Source organism: Streptomyces sp. NPDC020747 (assembly GCF_044334695.1).
Classification (GTDB): Bacteria; Actinomycetota; Actinomycetes; order Streptomycetales; family Streptomycetaceae; genus Streptomyces.
This window is the reverse complement of record NZ_JBIRTJ010000017.1, coordinates 22,107-38,525: the sequence shown is the minus strand read 5'-3', so window position 1 is coordinate 38,525 and position 16,419 is coordinate 22,107. Positions and strand designations below refer to the sequence as shown.

At 69.9% G+C, this 16,419-nt stretch carries 14 protein-coding genes and 1 pseudogene; 9 read left to right on the top strand and 6 right to left on the bottom strand.

Annotated elements, in window-relative coordinates:
* Window positions 1-15: 15 nt before the first annotated feature.
* The 4 genes from ACH4YP_RS36530 to ACH4YP_RS36515 are packed head-to-tail and all read right to left on the bottom strand — an operon-like array spanning window position 16 to window position 3,881.
* Entirely contained in the window at window positions 16-1,242 is a 1,227-nt protein-coding gene (locus tag ACH4YP_RS36530) for an ABC transporter permease (protein WP_361068208.1), read from the bottom strand.
* Window positions 1,239-1,961 (bottom strand): ABC transporter ATP-binding protein, encoded by a 723-nt coding sequence (locus ACH4YP_RS36525; protein ID WP_398495204.1) that lies wholly within the window; start codon window positions 1,959-1,961, stop codon window positions 1,239-1,241. Before ACH4YP_RS36525 ends, ACH4YP_RS36530 begins: the two co-directional genes overlap by 4 nt.
* On the bottom strand, window positions 1,958-3,247 hold the full coding sequence (locus tag ACH4YP_RS36520) for a hypothetical protein (protein ID WP_398495202.1): 1,290 nt from the start codon (window positions 3,245-3,247) through the stop codon (window positions 1,958-1,960). Before ACH4YP_RS36520 ends, ACH4YP_RS36525 begins: the two co-directional genes overlap by 4 nt.
* A gap of 37 nt (window positions 3,248-3,284) precedes the next feature.
* Window positions 3,285-3,881 carry a hypothetical protein gene (locus tag ACH4YP_RS36515; protein WP_398495200.1) on the bottom strand — a complete coding sequence of 199 codons (597 nt, stop codon included), beginning with the start codon at window positions 3,879-3,881 and terminating at the stop codon, window positions 3,285-3,287.
* A 79-nt stretch (window positions 3,882-3,960) separates the two neighbouring features.
* On the opposite strand from ACH4YP_RS36515, the gene ACH4YP_RS36510 reads away from it, so the two are divergent.
* Window positions 3,961-4,719 (top strand): response regulator transcription factor, encoded by a 759-nt coding sequence (locus tag ACH4YP_RS36510; protein WP_361071934.1) that lies wholly within the window; start codon window positions 3,961-3,963, stop codon window positions 4,717-4,719.
* Between the two features lie 85 nt (window positions 4,720-4,804).
* Window positions 4,805-6,589 (top strand): ATP-binding protein, encoded by a 1,785-nt coding sequence (locus ACH4YP_RS36505; RefSeq protein ID WP_398495198.1) that lies wholly within the window; start codon window positions 4,805-4,807, stop codon window positions 6,587-6,589.
* Between the two features lie 63 nt (window positions 6,590-6,652).
* On the opposite strand, the gene ACH4YP_RS36500 is transcribed toward ACH4YP_RS36505, so the two are convergent.
* Window positions 6,653-9,661, bottom strand: a complete 3,009-nt coding sequence (locus ACH4YP_RS36500; RefSeq protein ID WP_398495196.1) for a family 16 glycoside hydrolase — start codon at window positions 9,659-9,661, stop codon at window positions 6,653-6,655.
* Between the two features lie 172 nt (window positions 9,662-9,833).
* Window positions 9,834-10,787, bottom strand: a complete 954-nt coding sequence (locus ACH4YP_RS36495) for a LysR family transcriptional regulator (RefSeq protein WP_361071925.1) — start codon at window positions 10,785-10,787, stop codon at window positions 9,834-9,836.
* Between the two features lie 123 nt (window positions 10,788-10,910).
* Here ACH4YP_RS36495 and ACH4YP_RS36490 point away from each other — a divergent pair, with 123 nt between their 5' ends.
* The 7 genes and pseudogenes from ACH4YP_RS36490 to ACH4YP_RS36460 form a co-directional block, all read left to right on the top strand.
* Window positions 10,911-11,762: an inositol monophosphatase family protein gene (locus tag ACH4YP_RS36490; protein ID WP_398495194.1), complete on the top strand. Its 852-nt coding sequence runs from the start codon at window positions 10,911-10,913 to the stop codon at window positions 11,760-11,762.
* Between the two features lie 49 nt (window positions 11,763-11,811).
* Window positions 11,812-12,462 (top strand): NADPH-dependent F420 reductase, encoded by a 651-nt coding sequence (locus ACH4YP_RS36485; RefSeq protein WP_398495192.1) that lies wholly within the window; start codon window positions 11,812-11,814, stop codon window positions 12,460-12,462.
* 134 nt (window positions 12,463-12,596) lie between these two features.
* Entirely contained in the window at window positions 12,597-13,088 is a 492-nt protein-coding gene (locus ACH4YP_RS36480) for a nuclear transport factor 2 family protein (protein WP_398495191.1), read from the top strand.
* A 628-nt stretch (window positions 13,089-13,716) separates the two neighbouring features.
* On the top strand, window positions 13,717-14,439 hold the full coding sequence (locus ACH4YP_RS36475; protein WP_398495189.1) for a helix-turn-helix domain-containing protein: 723 nt from the start codon (window positions 13,717-13,719) through the stop codon (window positions 14,437-14,439).
* Between the two features lie 10 nt (window positions 14,440-14,449).
* Window positions 14,450-15,334: a hypothetical protein gene (locus ACH4YP_RS36470; RefSeq protein ID WP_398495187.1), complete on the top strand. Its 885-nt coding sequence runs from the start codon at window positions 14,450-14,452 to the stop codon at window positions 15,332-15,334.
* 297 nt (window positions 15,335-15,631) lie between these two features.
* Entirely contained in the window at window positions 15,632-15,835 is a 204-nt protein-coding gene (locus tag ACH4YP_RS36465; protein ID WP_055617413.1) for a cold-shock protein, read from the top strand.
* 221 nt (window positions 15,836-16,056) lie between these two features.
* Window positions 16,057-16,242 (top strand): annotated as a pseudogene (locus ACH4YP_RS36460) (aminoglycoside phosphotransferase family protein); the annotation flags it as partial.
* Window positions 16,243-16,419: the final 177 nt, after the last annotated feature.

The window sequence follows — 16,419 nt, the reverse complement described above, 5'->3', positions numbered from 1 at the left end:
GGACGTGACGAGCCGCTAGACGGTGGCCAGTGCCTCCGTAGGGGTGAGCCGGGCCGCTCGGACCGAGGGGTAGACGCCGGCCACCACCCCGATGACCACGGCGCCTCCCACCCCGCTCAGCACCGCTGCCGCGGGGACGACCGGAGGCCAGTCGTGCCAGGACGCGTAGCCGACAGTGGCCAGTACACCGATGACCGTGCCCGCCAGTCCGCCCAGCGTGGACAGGACGACCGACTCCGTCAGGAACTGACCGCGGATCTGGCCCCGGCTCGCACCCAGCGCACGGCGCAGCCCGATCTCCCGGCGCCGTTCCAGCACCGAGACCACCATCGTGTTGGCCACCCCGATCCCGCCCACCAGCAGTGCGACTCCCGCCAGGCCCAGGAACAGCGCCGAGAACGTGGACTGGGTGGCGCGTTTGGCGGCCAGCGCGTCGGACGGCTTGCTGACCTGGACCATGCCGGGCAGTTGTGGATTGAGCGTGGCAGGGAGCACGTCCCGGACGGCCTCGACCTCGGACTCCCGCGCCTTTACGTAGATCACCGTGGGGTGGCCGTCGAACTTCAGCGTGCCGCGGGCCGTCTGCCAGTCGACGAACACCGCCCGGTCCAGATCGGGGGAGAGCGGAGTCCGCCGCAGGATGCCGATGACGGTGAACCAGTGGCCGCCGACGAAGATCTGCGGGTTCCCGGTCACCTGGGGGATGCCGAGCCGGGACGCCGCCACCGAGCCCAGCACCACGGTCGGCAGCCGCTCGGTCGACGAACTGAGGAACCGGCCCGACAGCATTCGGCCGTTGACGGCCTTCAGCAGCCCCGGCCGGGTGGCCAGCACGCTGATGCCGGCGAAGTCACCGGGGTCGACCCGGTCCGAACGGTGCACGGACGCATGGGTGTTGGCGACCACCCCGACCGTGGTGACCGGGCCGATGCGGCGGGCCATCGCGGGGGACTCCTCGGGCAGCAGCACCGGAGGATCCTGGTCGGGCATCGGCTGGGCCACCAGCATGTCGGTGCCCAGCGCCGAGAGTTCCGCCATCAGGGCCCGCTGGCTCGACGCAGGGATGCCGGTCACCACGATCAGCGTCGCGATACCGATGGAGATACCCAGGGCGGACAGGGCGGCCCGGACCTTGCGGGTACGGATGCCCAGCAGCCCGAGACCGAGCAGATCGACCGGGGCGAGCCGGACGGGCCGGGGTCTCTTGCGGGGACGGTCCGACGCCACTTCGGTTCCTGTCATGCGGGAGCCTTCCGTACTTTCTGGGTGTCCGCGGCAGCTTGTGCCTCGGCTCGGGTGTCCGCGACGATCCGACCGTCGCGGAGCTCCACCGTCCGGGGCAGCAGGGACGCGATGTCGCGGTCATGGGTGATGACCGCGATGGTCGTGCCGTCGTCGTTGAGCGCGCTGAGCAGCTCGAGGACGGCGGTGCCGTTCGCGGTGTCGAGAGCGCCGGTCGGCTCGTCCGCCAGGACCAGCATGGGTTCATGGACGAGGGCCCGGGCGATCGCCACGCGTTGCCGTTCGCCACCGGACAGCTGTTGGGGGAGATGGCCTGAGCGATGGTCGAGCCCCACCCTCGCCAGCGCCTCCAGGGCGCGCGGCCGACGCGATCGGCGGGGGACGCCCGCGTAGAGCAGGCCGGTCGCCACGTTCTCCCAGGCGCTCAGCCCGTCGGTGAGATGGAACTGCTGGAAGACGAAGCCGAGTTGGCGGCCACGCAGTGCCGACAACTCCCGGTCGGAGAGGCTCATGACATCCTCGCCGTCGATCTCCACGGTTCCGGAGGTCGGCCGGTCCAAGGTGCCCATGATGTGCAGCAGAGTGGACTTCCCGGATCCCGACGGGCCGACGATGGCGAGGAGTTCGCCCTCCTCGATCGTCAACGACACGTCGTCCAGGGCCTTGACCTCGCCTCCGTATGCCATGCCGACCCCGCGGACGCTGAGTACCGGCGTCATGAGGTGGTCACCACGCGCAGCCCTTCCGAGATCTCCGGCCCGCTGACCTCGACCCTGCCCTTGGCGAACAAGCCGGTCTCCACGGGCAGTAGTCGGCCGCCCGGCCGTTGCAGGGCGTAGCCGCCCTCGCTCAGGGCCAGCAGCGCGCCGACCGGCACCACGAGGACGTTCTTCTTGGCGGCCGAGGTGAAGCCGACCCGGACGGACCCGGAGTCCGCATCGCGTACGGATTCGTCGTCGGGGTCGTCGAGGCTCACGGTCACCGTGAGCTGGGGCTCGCCGCCCGCGTTCTGGTCCGCGGACTGTGCGTCGCTGTTCAGCGCGGTGACGTGTCCCCGGACGGTGGAGTTGTCCGGCAGGGTCACGGTCACCTTGTTGCCCCTGCGGACGGAGCTGGTCGCGTCCGCCTCCAGGGGGACGGTGACCTGCCTGACGGTCGAGGTGACCGACAGCAGGTCCCCGCCGGTCGGGTCACCGGGCTCCGCCAGCAGATCGCCGACGCGCACGGCACCGGAGAGCACGATCGCGTCCCCCGGCCCCAGCTCACCGGTGGCCGCAGCGCCGGTACGGGACTGCCAGCGCTTGAGCGCGGCGATCACGCCCGCCGTCAACACACCCTCTCCGCGGCGGACTTGGACGGGAGTGGGGGAGGGGGAGGCGGCGGGCGAACCTGCCCCGGCGGAGTCGGAGTCGGAGTCGGAGTCGGCAGCGGTCGGCCGGGTCGAGGGTGCCGCGTCCTGGCCGGACTTGCCCGAAGCCGTCTCGTCCTCGGCGGACTTGCCCGAAGCCGCATCGGCGGACGCGGTCTCCCCCTCGGCGCCGGCCCCGTCCGAAGTCGGTGTCGCCGCCGGACGCGGCCGCACCCAGCTGCCGACCTGCGGCTGTTCTCCGAAGTCGTATCCGAGTTTCCTGAGGTTGTCGACGAGGACCTTCACATCGCGCCCGACCGTGCCCTCGTCCCGCAGGACGCGGTACAGCGGGGTCGATCCGTAGAGCAGCGGTACCGGGTTGTCGTTCACCCGGAGCAGCTGTCCGCCCCTGGTGACCTCCGCCCCGATCCGCGGCAGCCAGGTGACCAGGCCCTCCTTGCCGCTCCGCACCACCCGGCTCCGGCCGTGACCGAGGGTTCCGCCGAGTGTCCGGGTGTCGGACAGATCGGCGCGCTCCACCACCGCGGTCGTCACGTGCACTCTCTCGTCGGCGGAGGCCCGCGACTCCTGTCCGTGCCGACCGGTCCAGACAACCGCTCCGGCCGTGATGGCGAGTACCACCGAGGCTCCGCTCACCGTCAGCAGGAGGCGCCGCCGGGGTCGGGGAGAGGCCTCACTTCTTCGCACTGAGCGCTTCCTCCTGGCAGTTCGCCTCGATCTGGGCGGCCTGCGACGAACCCGGAGGCACCGGGCCCGTCTCGTCGGACCAGGTCCATCCGCCGCTGTCGGGGAGAACGTCCACCTTCAGCCCCTTGTCGTTCATGCAGCGCACCCAGTAGCGGAGGCCGTCCGCGTAACCAGGGTCGTTCGGGTTCAGCTGAGGGGGCGTGATGGGTTGCTTCGCCTTGCATGCCTTGAACTCCTTCGGGTACTTGTCCGCGCCGGCCGCCGGGGTCACCATCCCCGGGACTCCTTTGTCGGCCGTGGGCACTCCCAGGTTCTTCAGACAGACGCCCCAGGCCGTCTGGATCCGCTTCTTCTCGTCCTCGCTCATGTCTGTCCGCAGCTGGACGCCCTCCTCCGTGCCGGAGCTCGTCGAGGCGCTCGCACCGTCCTTCGTGGCCGGGCTCGTCACCGAGGCCACATGGTCGTCCTTGTCCGTGTCGTCCGAACCGCCGACGGGTGATCCGCCGCAGGCGGACAGCGCGGCCAGGCACAGGACAGCGGCCGCGACCGTCCCCGTACCGGTGAAGTGAGTGGTTTTCGTCATCCCCGTACGGTCACGGAGAGATTTGAAGAACTTGTCAGGCCGGTATGAGAGAGCTGTTGGGTCCCGTAGGGTCCGCAGCATGTGCGCACATGTTCTGGTCGCGGAGGACGATTCGAAGCACGCCGAGGTCGTGCGGCGTTATCTGCGGCGGGAGGGGCATTCGGTGGTCGTCGTTCACGACGGCCACGCCGCGATCGAGGAGATCCGCCGCAACCGTCCCGATGTGCTGATTCTCGATGTGATGATGCCCCTCGTGGACGGCCTGGACGTGTGCCGTACGGTCCGACGCGAGGCCGACGACGTGGCGGTACTGATGCTCACGGCGCGCTCGGCGGAGGAGGATCTGCTGCGAGGGCTCGACCACGGCGCCGACGACTACATGACCAAGCCGTACAGCCCGCGCGAACTGATGGCCCGGATCCGGGCCCTCATCAGACGCACCCACCGGTCCGCCTCCGCCGAGGAGGAGTCCGTTCTGCGGATCGGCGGCCTGACCGTCGACCCCGTACGTCATGTGGTCGAGGCCGACGGGCGTGAAGTCGAGTGCACGCCGGGCGAGTTCGTGATCCTCCAGGCGCTGGCCGCCCACCCGGAGCGGGTGTTCAGCCGCCGTCAACTCCTCGCCAGGACCCGGGGGTTCGACCGCTACATCACGGAACGGACCGTGGACGTCCATGTGATGAACCTGCGCAGGAAGATCGAGACGGATCCGCGCGAACCGGTCCGCCTGCTGACCGTGTACGGCGTCGGCTACAAGCTCACCGACGGTAGGAAGCCGCCTGGTGGCGCCGAGTCGACCGACGCCATCGAACTCACCGACGGCCGTGCCGCGCTCTGACAGAGGGGGCGCCGACGGCGGGCGGACCGATGCTGAGCGGACCGCCGACGGGCGAAGGGATCCCGGGCGGACCGACGGTGATCGGGTGCCGCCGCACCGCAGCCTCCTCGTGCGCCTGCTCGCCACGTCCGTGCTGATCGCCGTCTGCGCGATCGCCGCCACCGCGTGGCTCACCGTACGCACCACCACCGGTGCGATCCGCCAGGAGCAGGGCCGCATCCTGGCCGACGACACCCATCTCTACGACACCCTGGTGGGCCGCGCGGCGACCCACCGGGACTGGTCCCAAGTGGACGGCCTTATAGGGGAGTTGGCGTCGCGCACCGGACGGCGGATCGTCCTGACGACCCGGGACCGCCGGACGATCGCCGACTCCGATCCGAAGGCGCCACTGCCCGACCGGGTGTCCGCGGTCGTCGACCCGTTGCACGTCGCACCGGCCAGAAGTACGGACGCCGACCACATCGACCCACGTGCCGTCGGCCCCTACCGGCTCACCGCCGACCGCCGCGCGAAACTGGGCGCCGCCGCCGACAAGCTCCAGGCCTGCCTGAGGCGATCCGGAGCACCCGCGACCCGCACCGACCGGCCGAGCGGTCGCCCGGTGATCCGGATCGGCAACGACGACGCCGCCGTCAGGTACAAGATCAGCGGCCTCTGCCCGACGGCCGAGCTGGACACCCTGACGGAGCTGGAGCAGAAGGCCCTCGACCGCCTCAACGCCCTCGCGGCGAAGTGCCTGCGTGACCGGCACGAGTCGGCCGTCGGCGTCGGACTCGACTTCATCGCCATCACCCCCGCGGTACAGGACTGTGTGGATACCGCCCGGCGCGTTCAGCTCACCCCGTACGTGGCCCCGCCCGCCCTCCTGTTCATCGGTGACGCCCAGGTCCCCGCCGTGGCGTCCGTGGGACTCGACCTCTCGCCGGCCAACACCACCCGGATCGCCGGGGTGACCGGGCTCGTCCTCGTCCTGACCGTGAGTTCGACCGTGCTGGTCGGGCGTCGACTGGTCCGACCGCTGCGTGCCCTGACCACCGCGGCCCGCGGTCCCGGTGACGGCCACGCCCGCGTCCCCGTCACCACCAACGACGAGATCGGCCGGCTCGCCGCGGCCTTCAACGATCTCTCCGCGCGGCGCGAGCGCGCCGAGGAGCAGCGCAGGGCGATGGTCAGCGACATTGCCCATGAGCTTCGCAGCCCGCTCAACAACATTCGGGTGTGGCTGGAGGCCGCGGAGGACGGAGTCGCCGAGCCCGACGGCGAATTCACCACCTCGCTCCTGGAGGAGGCGCTGCAACTGCAGCACCTCATCGACGACTTGCAGGACCTCGCCGCCGCCGACGCGGGCGTGCTGCGGCTGCACCGCGAGGATGTCTTCGTACGGGATCTCCTCCATCAGGTCGCGACAGCACACCGTGCCGCGGCGGACTCGGCCGGAGTCACCCTCGTCGTCCGCACCGAGGGCGATCCGAAGCTGTACGCCGACCCTGTACGCATCCGCCAGATGATCGGCAACCTGGTGTCGAACGCGGTACGCCACACGGCGGCCCGGGGCAGTGTCGAGGTGAGCGCGGTCTGCGCGGACACCGAGGTGAGGATCGAGGTCAGGGACACCGGCCAAGGCATCGAACCGGAGGAACTGCCCTATGTCTTCGACCGTTTCTGGCGAGCGGAGAAGTCCCGCAGCCGCTCCACCGGCGGCAGCGGGCTCGGTCTGGCCATCGTCCGCCAGCTCACTCACGCCCACGACGGGACGATCGCGGTCCGCAGCGCTCCGGGGGCCGGGACGGTCTTCGGAGTGACGCTGCCTGTCGTACCTGCCGAGAAGGCCCAGGAGTTGACCTCGGACCTCCTCCGCCCGAGGTGACATGGAAGCCGGGCCCGGTCGGGAACCGGGCCCGGCTTGAGGTCAGGTCAGGTCAGGTCAGGGTCAGGTCAGAGGTTCCAGTCTGATGTTGCGGAACCGGACCTTGTTCCCGTGGTCCTGCAGACGGATCGCGCCCGCTGCCGGCGTTTCGGGCCTGCCCGAGGCAGTGGGGCCGTCGAGGGCGAGATCGTCGTGCACCTTTTCGCCGTTCCACACAACGGTCACCCGCGCGTCGGCTGTCTTGCGGCCGCTGTCGTCGTAGCGGGCGGCGCGGAAGACGATGTCGTACGTCTGCCAGGTCTCGGGCGCCCTGGCCGCGTTCACGTCGGGTGCCTTCTTGAGATAGATCGCACCGGCCTCATTGGTGTCCAATGAGGTGTCACCGTAGGAGTCGAGGATCTGCAGTTCGTAGCGGTCCTGGATGAAGATTCCGCTGTTGCCACGGTCCTGTCCGGTGACATCGGGAGGCAGCAGCGGAACGCGGAACTCGACGTGCAACTTGAAGTCCTGGTACGCGTCCAGAGTCCGGATGTCACCGCAGCACACCTCCATCGACTTCTCGTCGGAGAGTGGCCACTTCAGCCGTCGCCCGTCCGTGTGCTGCCACTCGGACTGCGAGGCGGCGCTTCCGTCGAAGAGAGTGACCGGCGTGCCGTGCGGGCGAAGAGTGATCAGATCGAGGTTGACGTGGCCGGTGTCGCCGGGGTCGAAGCTGTAGGAGAGGGTGTTCTTGCCGGCGCGCAGCACCACTGCTTCGGACTGCGTGGACCATGAGTCCCAGTCACCGGTGGAGGCGAGCTTCACCTGCCGCAGTTTCTTCCTGTTGGTGTACAGGGAGAGCGACTTGGTGCCCTGGAACGGGTTCGGGCCGTTGGAATAGCGCAGGTTGACGTCGTACGTGCCCGCCTTGGGGACCGTCACGTCGAAGGTGGTGGCGACCTTGCCCTCCGTGGCGTACCGGTCGACGAAGCCGCTGCCGGAGTAGCCGACGTGATCGGTGTCGACGCCGGCCGTGCCCGTGAGACGCGCCTCCTCGGCCTCGTACCGGGTGGCGGGCGGCGGCTGCTTGCCGGGCATGGCGTTGAGTGTGTACCAGGCCTCGGTGCTCCACAGCGCCTCACCGGACGCCGAGGTGAAGGGGCGCGGGGAGCGAAGGTGGACGACCCGGCCCGACTTCAGACCGTCCAGCCGAAGCCGCACGGTACGCCCGTCCTTCGACAGCTCGGCCGAACGTACGGGCAGCGCCTCTTCGGCGATCTTCGGACCGCCGTAGTCGTTGGTCGGCGTGTACCGCCACTGTTCGGCCTGGTAGCGCTTGGCCAGTTCCTCGGCCGTCGTCGCGGACACCGGCTGGGTGTACGTCAGGTCGAAGCCGCCCGGCACGGCACGCATCGTCTGGATGTCGAAGGTGTTGCCGCCGTTGGGTGTCAGCTTCTGCAGGCCGAACTTGAGCTTGCCCTCCTGACCCCAGTTGCCCTCGGCGCCCAGACCGCCGGCGTAGATCGATCCGTCCGGACCGAGGGTGAGGCGGTTGACCCCGGCCTCAAGACCCTGCGTGTAGCGGAAGACCGCGCCCTGGTACTGGCCCTTCACCTTCTCCAGGTACGCGCGCTGCAGACCGCCGTAGGTCACGTCGCCGATCAGCATCTGACCCGCGAACCTGCCCTTCTTCACATACAGGGGTGTGGAGGGCGAGTTCGCGATCTCGTTCTGGGGCAGCCACAGCACGGGATCGGTCGGTGTGGCGGCGTCGAAGGGGCCGGACGGCTCGGTGTAGTGGTTGAAGAAGCGGTCCTGCTTGACGTGGACGAGCTTCGACGAAGGAAGCCAACCGCCCTGGTTGTCCGTGGCGAAGAGCTCACCGTCCGGGCCCCAGCCGATCCCGTTCGGAGTACGAAGTCCGCCGGCGACCGGGCTGATCTCGCCTGTCTTCTTGCTGACCTTGTACGTCGTCCCGCGGCCCGGCGCGGGCTGCGGAACCGTGGTCGCGCCGCCGAGGTTGATGGAGACGGACAGGTTCACGTAGAAGAAGCCGTCGCGGTAGAGGAGGCCGAACGCGAACTCGTGGAAGTTCCCTCCGTACGGCCAGGTCGCGACGGTGCGGTATTCGTCGGCCACGTCATCGCGGTTCCGGTCGACGAGCCGGGTCAGCTCGTGTTTCTGCGACACGTACAGCGAACCGTCGACGTACTTGATGCCCATGGGCTCGCGCAGCCCACTCGCCACCTTCTTGAAGGTGACCTTGTCCTTGCTGGTCGGACCGGTGACGTCGTCCAGCAGATAGACCTCTCCGGCAACGTTGCCGGAACCGCCCCAGGTACTGATCGCCAGCCGTCCGTCGGGCAGCCAGTCCATGCCGGTGACCTGCGGTTCGAAACCGTCGGGGCGCAGATCGGTGAGCGTCAGGTCCGGCCGTACGGAGGTGAGCGGGAGGCCGTCGCCGGGGGAGTCGCCGCTCTCCTCGCATTCCTTGCGTCCGGGAGCCGTCACCCGCACGACATCGGCATCCGTACTCAGTGCCTCACGGGGCACAACAGCGAAGTCGCTCTCGCCCGGCGGCTTCCAGGCCAGTTGGAGCTGCTGCCCGCCGTCGCGCTCGAAGTGATCGACGCGCAGTGGGTGCGACCCCGCGGTGAGCGTGACCGCGCCGTCCTTCGGCTCCGCTCCGTGGAGTCCGTCGTGGTCGACCACCGTGGTGTCGTCGATGGTCAGCCGGGAGCCGTCGTCGCTGGTGAGACGGAAGCTGTAGGTGCCATCGCGCGGCACGAGCAGGTTGCCGGTCACCTCTGTGACGAAGCGGTCGGAGAAGCCGCCGAAGTCGTCGGCCGTGGACCAGTCCACCGTCGCCTTCAACGAGTCGTGGTTCGGGGTCTGTCCGGGTTTGAGGGTGCACAGCTTGCTCAGCGGCGTCTGCACGTCGAACACGCGCAGCGTGACTCCGGGCTCCTGTGGCGGGATTTCCGGCGGGGCGGCTGAGGACGCCGGGGCGGCCAGGAGACCGCCGGCCAGGATGGCTCCGGTCGCCAGGGAGGTGACGAGTCTTCGGGCACGCAGGAACGGATGGTGGGACAACGGTCCTCCATAAGGCGGGACCGGACCGTGCCGGATTTCGTTCCGGTCTTCTGTGATGTGACTGCGTCGCGCCGCCAACCTAAGGGGCTTTCACTTGACATGTCCATACTTTGTCATCTCAGTGTTCAAAGTCCTTGGCGGATGCCCGTGCGACGGGCCGCGGCGGTAGAACTCACCGATCCCGTCCGGGCCGGGCGGCGGTCTCGTTCTCGTCGTCTTCGTCGCCTGGAACGCACAGTTCGCGAAGGGCCGTACGGACCTGCGCGCGCAGCCAGTTGTGTGCCCGGTCGCCGTCGTAGCGCTGGTGCCAGGCCAGGTTCACCGGAACCGGCCCGGTGTCGAGGGGCAGCGGGAGCACGCGGAGCCCGAGCCCGCTGATCACCGGCCGGGTCATGTTCTCGGGAACCGCCACGACGGTGTCGCTGTGCTGGATGAAGTGCAGGGCGGCGGTGCTGCTGGGCACGGACGCCACGACACGGCGCCGTAGCCCGAGGTCCTCCAGGAGGTCGTCGAGCGGGTCCCGCAGACGGCCCCGCCGGGACACTGTCAGGTGCTCCGCGTCGACGTACCGGTCCAGGGTGAGGTCGCCGTGCGTGAAGGGGTGTTCCGCCCGTACGGCGACGACCAGATGGTCGTGGGCGACCGTCTCGTGCTGGATGTCGGGCACTTCGGGCGCACCCGCTCCGATCTCCAGGTCGACCTTGCCGTGCCGCAGGTCGTTGGTGTCCGTGCCGGCTTCGGCGAGCACGCGCAGGCGAACCCCGGGGGCCTGCGCCCGTACCGCGGCGAGCAGGGCGGGGCCGACCGCGGTGGTCACGGCGTCGTGCCATCTCAAGGTGAAGGTGCGCTCCAACGTCGCCAGGTCCAGGTCGCGTTCGGGGGCCAGGACCGCCTGAGCCTGCTGGACCAGTGTGTGGACCTGTTCGCGGACCGCGAGGGCGCGGGGTGTGGGTGTCATCGTCCGCCCGGTGCGCACCAGGATCTGATCGTCCATCACGTGTCGGATGCGGCCGAGGGCCCGGCTCATGGCCGGTGCTGTCAGGTGCAGTCGATCGGCGGCGCCGGCGACGCTGCCCTCTTCCAGCAGTGCGTCCAGGGCCGTCAGCAGATTCAAATCCAGTTGCATGACAGTAATGCTAGACCTTACAAGCATGCAGTTGACGACATGTCTGAGGGTTTCTAGCGTGGTGGTCAGCGGTGAACGACTTCCGCACAACCCACCCGGAAGACCAGAGAGTTGAGGACAGTCATGCCGACGACACCCACCACCGTGGCCACCCCCGCGTTCGACGGGGTCAACCCCCTCCTCGCCCAGGACGAGGCCCTGCTGCCCGAGGTCGTCGAGGCGACCCGCGCCGCCGGAGCCCACCTGCGGGAGCGCTTCTCCCCGGACGCCCGCCTGGACAGCCTGGCCGACGTCGTCGCCGCGATCCACGCCAACGACGCCGCGTCCCTGGGGTTCCTGCGCGAGCCGCTGCAGACGCTGCGTCCCGGAGCCGGCTGGGCGGAGGACGAGATGGAGAGCGGCTCTCTGCCGGCCGGTGAATGGTGGATCACCGACGCGGTCGAGGGGAACATCAACCACATCCACGGCATGACCGAGTGGTCGGTGACGGCCACCCTCGTGCGCGACAACAGGCCCGTGCTGACCGCCGTACACCTCCCGCTGACCGGGGACACCTACACCGCGGTGCGGGGCGGCGGCGCCTTCCTCAACGGTGTCCGGCTGAGCCCGTCCGCGAAGTCGGAGCTGAACGGCGCACTGGTCGGCACCGGCCAGGCCAGGCCGGGAGAGGACGAGGAGACGTTCCGCCGCATCGGTCTCTCGGTCACCGCGATGCTCACCAGCGCCCTGGTCACCCGGGTGTCGGTGCCGGCCACGCTGCAGCTGATCCAGGTCGCGGCCGGACGCATGGACGTCTTCTGGCAGTTCAGTGACGTGCGCTCCGGACTGCTCGCCGGGGCCCTGCTGGTGGCAGAGGCCGGCGGAACGGTCACCGACACCCTCGGCAACCCCTGGGGCCTGGCGAGCGAGGACTTCCTGGCGACCGCCCCGGCACTCCACTCGGCGGCGGTCGAGGTTCTCGCCCCTCTCCGCTGACCCCGCCGTCCCGAACCTCACCCACCACAGGCCGAAGCGGAGTACGACCATGAGCACCAGCACCCCGAGCGGCATCGGGATCCTCGGATCCGGACGCGTGGCCGCCGCACTGGCGAGCAAACTGTCCCTCGCGGGACACACCGTCACCATCGGAACCAGGAAGGCCGCCGAAGCGGCCGACTGGCAAGGCCCGCCCGTCGCCTTCGCCGGGCCCGCGGAAGCGGCACGCCACGCCTCGGTCGTCATCAACGCCACCCCGGGTGACAGTGCCTTGGAGCGGCTCGGCGCCCTGAGCGATGAGCTGCACGGCAAAATCCTCATCGACGTCTCGAACGCGACCGTGCGCGGTCAGGACGGTATGCCCGGCGGCTTGAGCTACCCCGGCAGCAGTCTCGCCGAACTGCTGCAGTACGCCCTGCCCGGCACCCACGTGGTCAAGACGCTCAACACCATGTTCTTCACCGTCATGACCGACCCGGGCAGTCTCAGGACGCAGCCCACCGCCTTCCTCTCCGGCGACGACGCGCGATCGAAGACGGTCGTGACCGGACTGCTCGCCGACCTCGGCTGGCCGCCCGCCTGGATCGAGGACCTCGGCGGAATCTCCACGGCGCGCGGACCGGAAGCTCTCATGCTCCTGGTGCCGTCCCTCATCCGGAACAGAGGACTGACGCCGTTCGCACTCACCGTCGCGGTCTGAACGAATCGGCCACGATGCGGCGGCCACGGCCATTACCCCCGGGGTAATCGACCGTTCACCCCTCACTCCAGCAGGATCAAGCACATCGACGGGAACCCCCGCCGGGATGCGGCCGCAGTAGCGAGGAGAGCGCGATGTCCGTCAAGTCCACCGCGACCACGGCGAGTTCAGCCACCACCGCGAGTTCCGTGGCCGAGGCCACTCGGGCCGCCGTGCGGGAGTTCATCGCCGCACGGGTGGCCGGGGACACCGACCGGCTCGTCGCGATCTTCGCCGACGAGGTCGACTGGACGCTCGCCGAGAACCCCGCCGTCCCGTGGATCCGCCCGCGGTCCACGGCCGCCGAATGCGCCGCCCAGTTCGCGGAGTTGACGGAGCACACCGTGCCCGAGGACGCGCGCGCCTCCGTCGACACCTTTCTTGTCGACGGCACCGACGCGGTCCTGATGGGCCACCTGTCGGGGACCGTACGCACGACGGGAAAGTCCTTCGAGGGCCCGTTCGCCCTGCGCCTCACCGTCGAGGACGGCCGGATCACCCGACACCACCTCTACGAGAACAGCCTGTCGATCGCCGAGGCCTGCGCCCCTCCGCGTTGCTCGGCGACTGCTGACACTCGTTGCTGAGGGACGCCTCGACCCTGCTGAGCCCTGCTGTCCAGAACCGTCGTTCTCGACCAAGTCCCGCCGAGCCCACGGGAATTGACCAGCCGTCATATGCGGGGCAAGCTCGTGCACAGCCTCCGCCGAACCGGCGAGGACGGCCCTCGACCACGATCCTCCCTGCCACTGCCGACCGTCACGCCGCCGGGCGACGACGTGACGCTCACGACCGCGCCCGGCCACCCCGGCCTGCCGCAGGGCGCACATCAGCCGCGAGTCGGTCTGGATCAGCTCCCCGATGCACCGTACGACCGCGCTCGCGCCCTACGGGCCGGGGTCCAGGTCGCTGAGGCTGACCAGGGTCTGGTCGGAGAGCGGATCCACGTTGCTCTGCAGGCCGGGCTCCTCCAGGCCCGGGATCGGGTTGCCGTAGGGCGTGGCTCTGCCCGCGTGACGACAGAGCCGCGCGGCCCATTTCTCGTGAACATTCGAGGCCCTCGGGATCTACGACGGCTGCCCGAACCAGCTGACGAACGCTGACGCTGAGCGTGAGGGCGGACGCTGCCGCTGGGCGTGGGCGTGGGCGTGGGCGTGGGCGTGGGCGTGGGTCGTGGCCCTGGACGAAGCCGATCGGGGTTCTATCGTGGGTGGCGTGACCTACCGCGAGTTCCGCGCGCCGACCGGGCTGCTGCCCGTCGTGGCTTGTCTGTGGCGCAACGACACCCTCGTGGCCGGGACCGAGCGGGTGGTTCCGGACGGCTGCGTCGACCTGGTCTGGCTGGGCGACGGCCCACCGCTCGTTGTCGGCCCCGACACAGGCCCGGTGCTGTGGGAGCCGACCGGCGCGCCGACCTGCGGCGTACGCCTTCGACAGGGCGCCGCGGGCAACGTACTGGGGCTGCCGGCCTCCGCCGTCCGCGACCTCCAGGTACCTCTCACCGAGGTGTGGCCGGAGGCCCGGGCCCTGAGTGATCAGGTGGCCACGGCCGGTGACACCGCCGAATGCCTCCGCCTGCTCGCCGGAGCCGTGCTCCACCGCAGGGCCACGCCCGATCCACTCGCCACCGCGGCGGCCCGCCGCCTGGCGGACCGCGAGATCAGGGTGGCCGATCTCGCCGCCGAACTCGGCGTCGGCGAGAGACGGCTGCACCGGAGAGTGACCGCCGCGGTCGGGTACGCCCCGAAGACGCTCGCCCGAGTCGCCCGCCTCCGCCGGCTCATCGGGGCCGACGGCGAGGCCCCCACGATGTCGCTGGCCGATCAGGCGCTCGCGGCCGGCTACGCCAGTCAGGCTCACATGACGGATGAGGTCCACCGGCTTACGGGCGTCACGCCTGTCCGATTCCTGGAAGACGTCCGGCTCACCGCCGCCTAGCGTCGATGGCATGACTACTCGAACGACCACTTCGACCAGCGGCGAGTTCCGTATCGACTCGGCGCGACAGTTCATGGAAGGCACGGCCCGCGTGCTCGAGCGGCGCCGGCTCGAAGTGTTTCTCGACGACGCGCTGGTCCAGCCGGTGCTCGACGCGCTGCGGCCCTACCGGAATCCCGACGGCGGCTTCGGCCACGCGCTCGAACCCGATGTGCGCTGTCCGGGCAGCCAGCCCTCCGCGGCGCTCACCGCACTTGGGGTCCTGGCGGAGATCGGCGCCACGAACGACCCCATGGTCACCGCGACCGCCGACTGGGTCGCCTCGGTCGCCCGACCCGACGGCGGTGTCGCACAGGTGCTGCCTTCAGCGCTCGGTCACCCGCGTACCCCCTGGATGGAGCCGAACGACGAGTCCAGCTTCCTGACCTTCGCCCTCGCCGGCCGACTGCACCAGCTGGGGGTCGAGCACCCGTGGCTCGACGCCGCGACGGCCTGGAGCTGGCAGGAGCTCGAATCGCAGAAGGAAGCCGGCGGCTACACCGTGGTGTTCGCCCTGCAGTTCCTCGACGCGGTGCCCGACCCGGACCGCGCCGCCGCCGCGATCGACCGGCTACGGGCATCGATCCGCCCCGACGGCACCGTCCCGGTCCCGGGCGGCATCGAGGGCGAACACATCAAGCCGCTGGAACTCTCGCCGCGGCCGGAGACCCCGAGCCGGGCACTCTTCACGCCCGCCCAGATCGATGCCGATCTCGAGCGGCTGGAGAGCGAGCAACTGGACGACGGCGGCTGGGACTTCCACTTCCTGCACTGGATGCCGGCCCAGACCGCCGAGTGGCGCGGCATCGTCACCCTCGACGCCCTGCACATCCTGCGGGAACACGGTCGGCTCTGAGCGGCTCCGGCCGTGCCCGTCCGGTTCCACCCGCCGCGCGGGCAAGGTGCCGCTCCCCGGGGCCAGGAGAACGAGCGCGTACGGGCCGTTGACGGGCAGTACGCGCGACGCGGTTGGGATCATGGCTGTTGTTCTCTGGTGGGAGCCGGTTTTGCGGTGTAGCGTCACTGTCAGATGTCGTGGTTCGCAGTACCTGCCCGCGCTCCGGCGCGGGCGTTCTGCTGTGCAGTGCCGGACCAGGGCGATCACCTCCGGGGCCGCGCGGTGCGGGTCCGATATTGACTGGAAGGCATCAGCATGGCCAAGGGAACCGTCAAGTGGTTCAACGCCGAAAAGGGCTTCGGCTTCATTGCTCAGGACGGCGGGGGACCGGACGTCTTCGCGCACTACTCCAACATCAACTCCACCGGTTTCCGTGAGCTCCAGGAAGGCCAGGTCGTGACCTTCGACGTCACGCAGGGCCAGAAGGGCCCGCAGGCGGAGAACATCACGCCCGCCTGACAGCGGTCGGACATCGTCGGCCCCCGGAACATGTGTTCCGGGGGCCGACGCGTCCCTAGAGGATCCACGGCCGATTCCTCCATCCTCAATCACCCCTCCCCGCTGGGCTGTTGGTCCCGTGCGGTGCGTAGGTTGTCGTGCGGGAGAGGCGGTTCGGACGTGGCACCCAGGGCAGGGACGCGTGAGCGGTCGGCCGGTGCGGCGCGGGCCGCGCTGGGCGGTGGCCGGCGGCCGAGGGCGACGACGACCTCACCGACCCGTTCGCACCCGGTCTCGGGCTCGACCTGTTCGAGGCCGCGCACACGCGGCTCGACGCGCTCGGTGTCCGCGTCCCCGCGATCCGTCTCGTCGACCGCGACGGCGCCCACTGCCCGGCCGACCTCGCGATCGTCGAGGACCTTTCCGGCCCGGCGCGCGGACCTGTCGCTCCGTGAGGTGCTGGCTGATCGACGCCGTAGGCCTCCAGCGCGGCCGTGCCGCCGGACTCGTGTGTGAAGGGCGAGTACCCGGTCGGCGCCGACCGGGTCGCCCGGCGGATCAGCGTCGATCAGGCGCGTGTCTGCCTGGCAGCCGGAGAGGTCGGT

Excerpts from the sequence above, each read along its gene's own strand:
- ACH4YP_RS36480 (WP_398495191.1), top strand. The coding sequence starts at position 12,597 with ATGTCCGTCAAGTCCACCGCGACCACGGCGAGTTCAGCCACCACCGCG.
- ACH4YP_RS36510 (WP_361071934.1), top strand. The coding sequence starts at position 3,961 with ATGTGCGCACATGTTCTGGTCGCGGAGGACGATTCGAAGCACGCCGAG.
- ACH4YP_RS36515 (WP_398495200.1), bottom strand. The coding sequence starts at position 3,881 with ATGACGAAAACCACTCACTTCACCGGTACGGGGACGGTCGCGGCCGCT.
- ACH4YP_RS36495 (WP_361071925.1), bottom strand. The coding sequence starts at position 10,787 with ATGCAACTGGATTTGAATCTGCTGACGGCCCTGGACGCACTGCTGGAA.
- ACH4YP_RS36490 (WP_398495194.1), top strand. The coding sequence starts at position 10,911 with ATGCCGACGACACCCACCACCGTGGCCACCCCCGCGTTCGACGGGGTC.
- ACH4YP_RS36465 (WP_055617413.1), top strand. The coding sequence starts at position 15,632 with ATGGCCAAGGGAACCGTCAAGTGGTTCAACGCCGAAAAGGGCTTCGGC.
- ACH4YP_RS36485 (WP_398495192.1), top strand. The coding sequence starts at position 11,812 with ATGAGCACCAGCACCCCGAGCGGCATCGGGATCCTCGGATCCGGACGC.
- ACH4YP_RS36470 (WP_398495187.1), top strand. The coding sequence starts at position 14,450 with ATGACTACTCGAACGACCACTTCGACCAGCGGCGAGTTCCGTATCGAC.
- ACH4YP_RS36530 (WP_361068208.1), bottom strand. The coding sequence starts at position 1,242 with ATGACAGGAACCGAAGTGGCGTCGGACCGTCCCCGCAAGAGACCCCGG.
- ACH4YP_RS36525 (WP_398495204.1), bottom strand. The coding sequence starts at position 1,961 with ATGACGCCGGTACTCAGCGTCCGCGGGGTCGGCATGGCATACGGAGGC.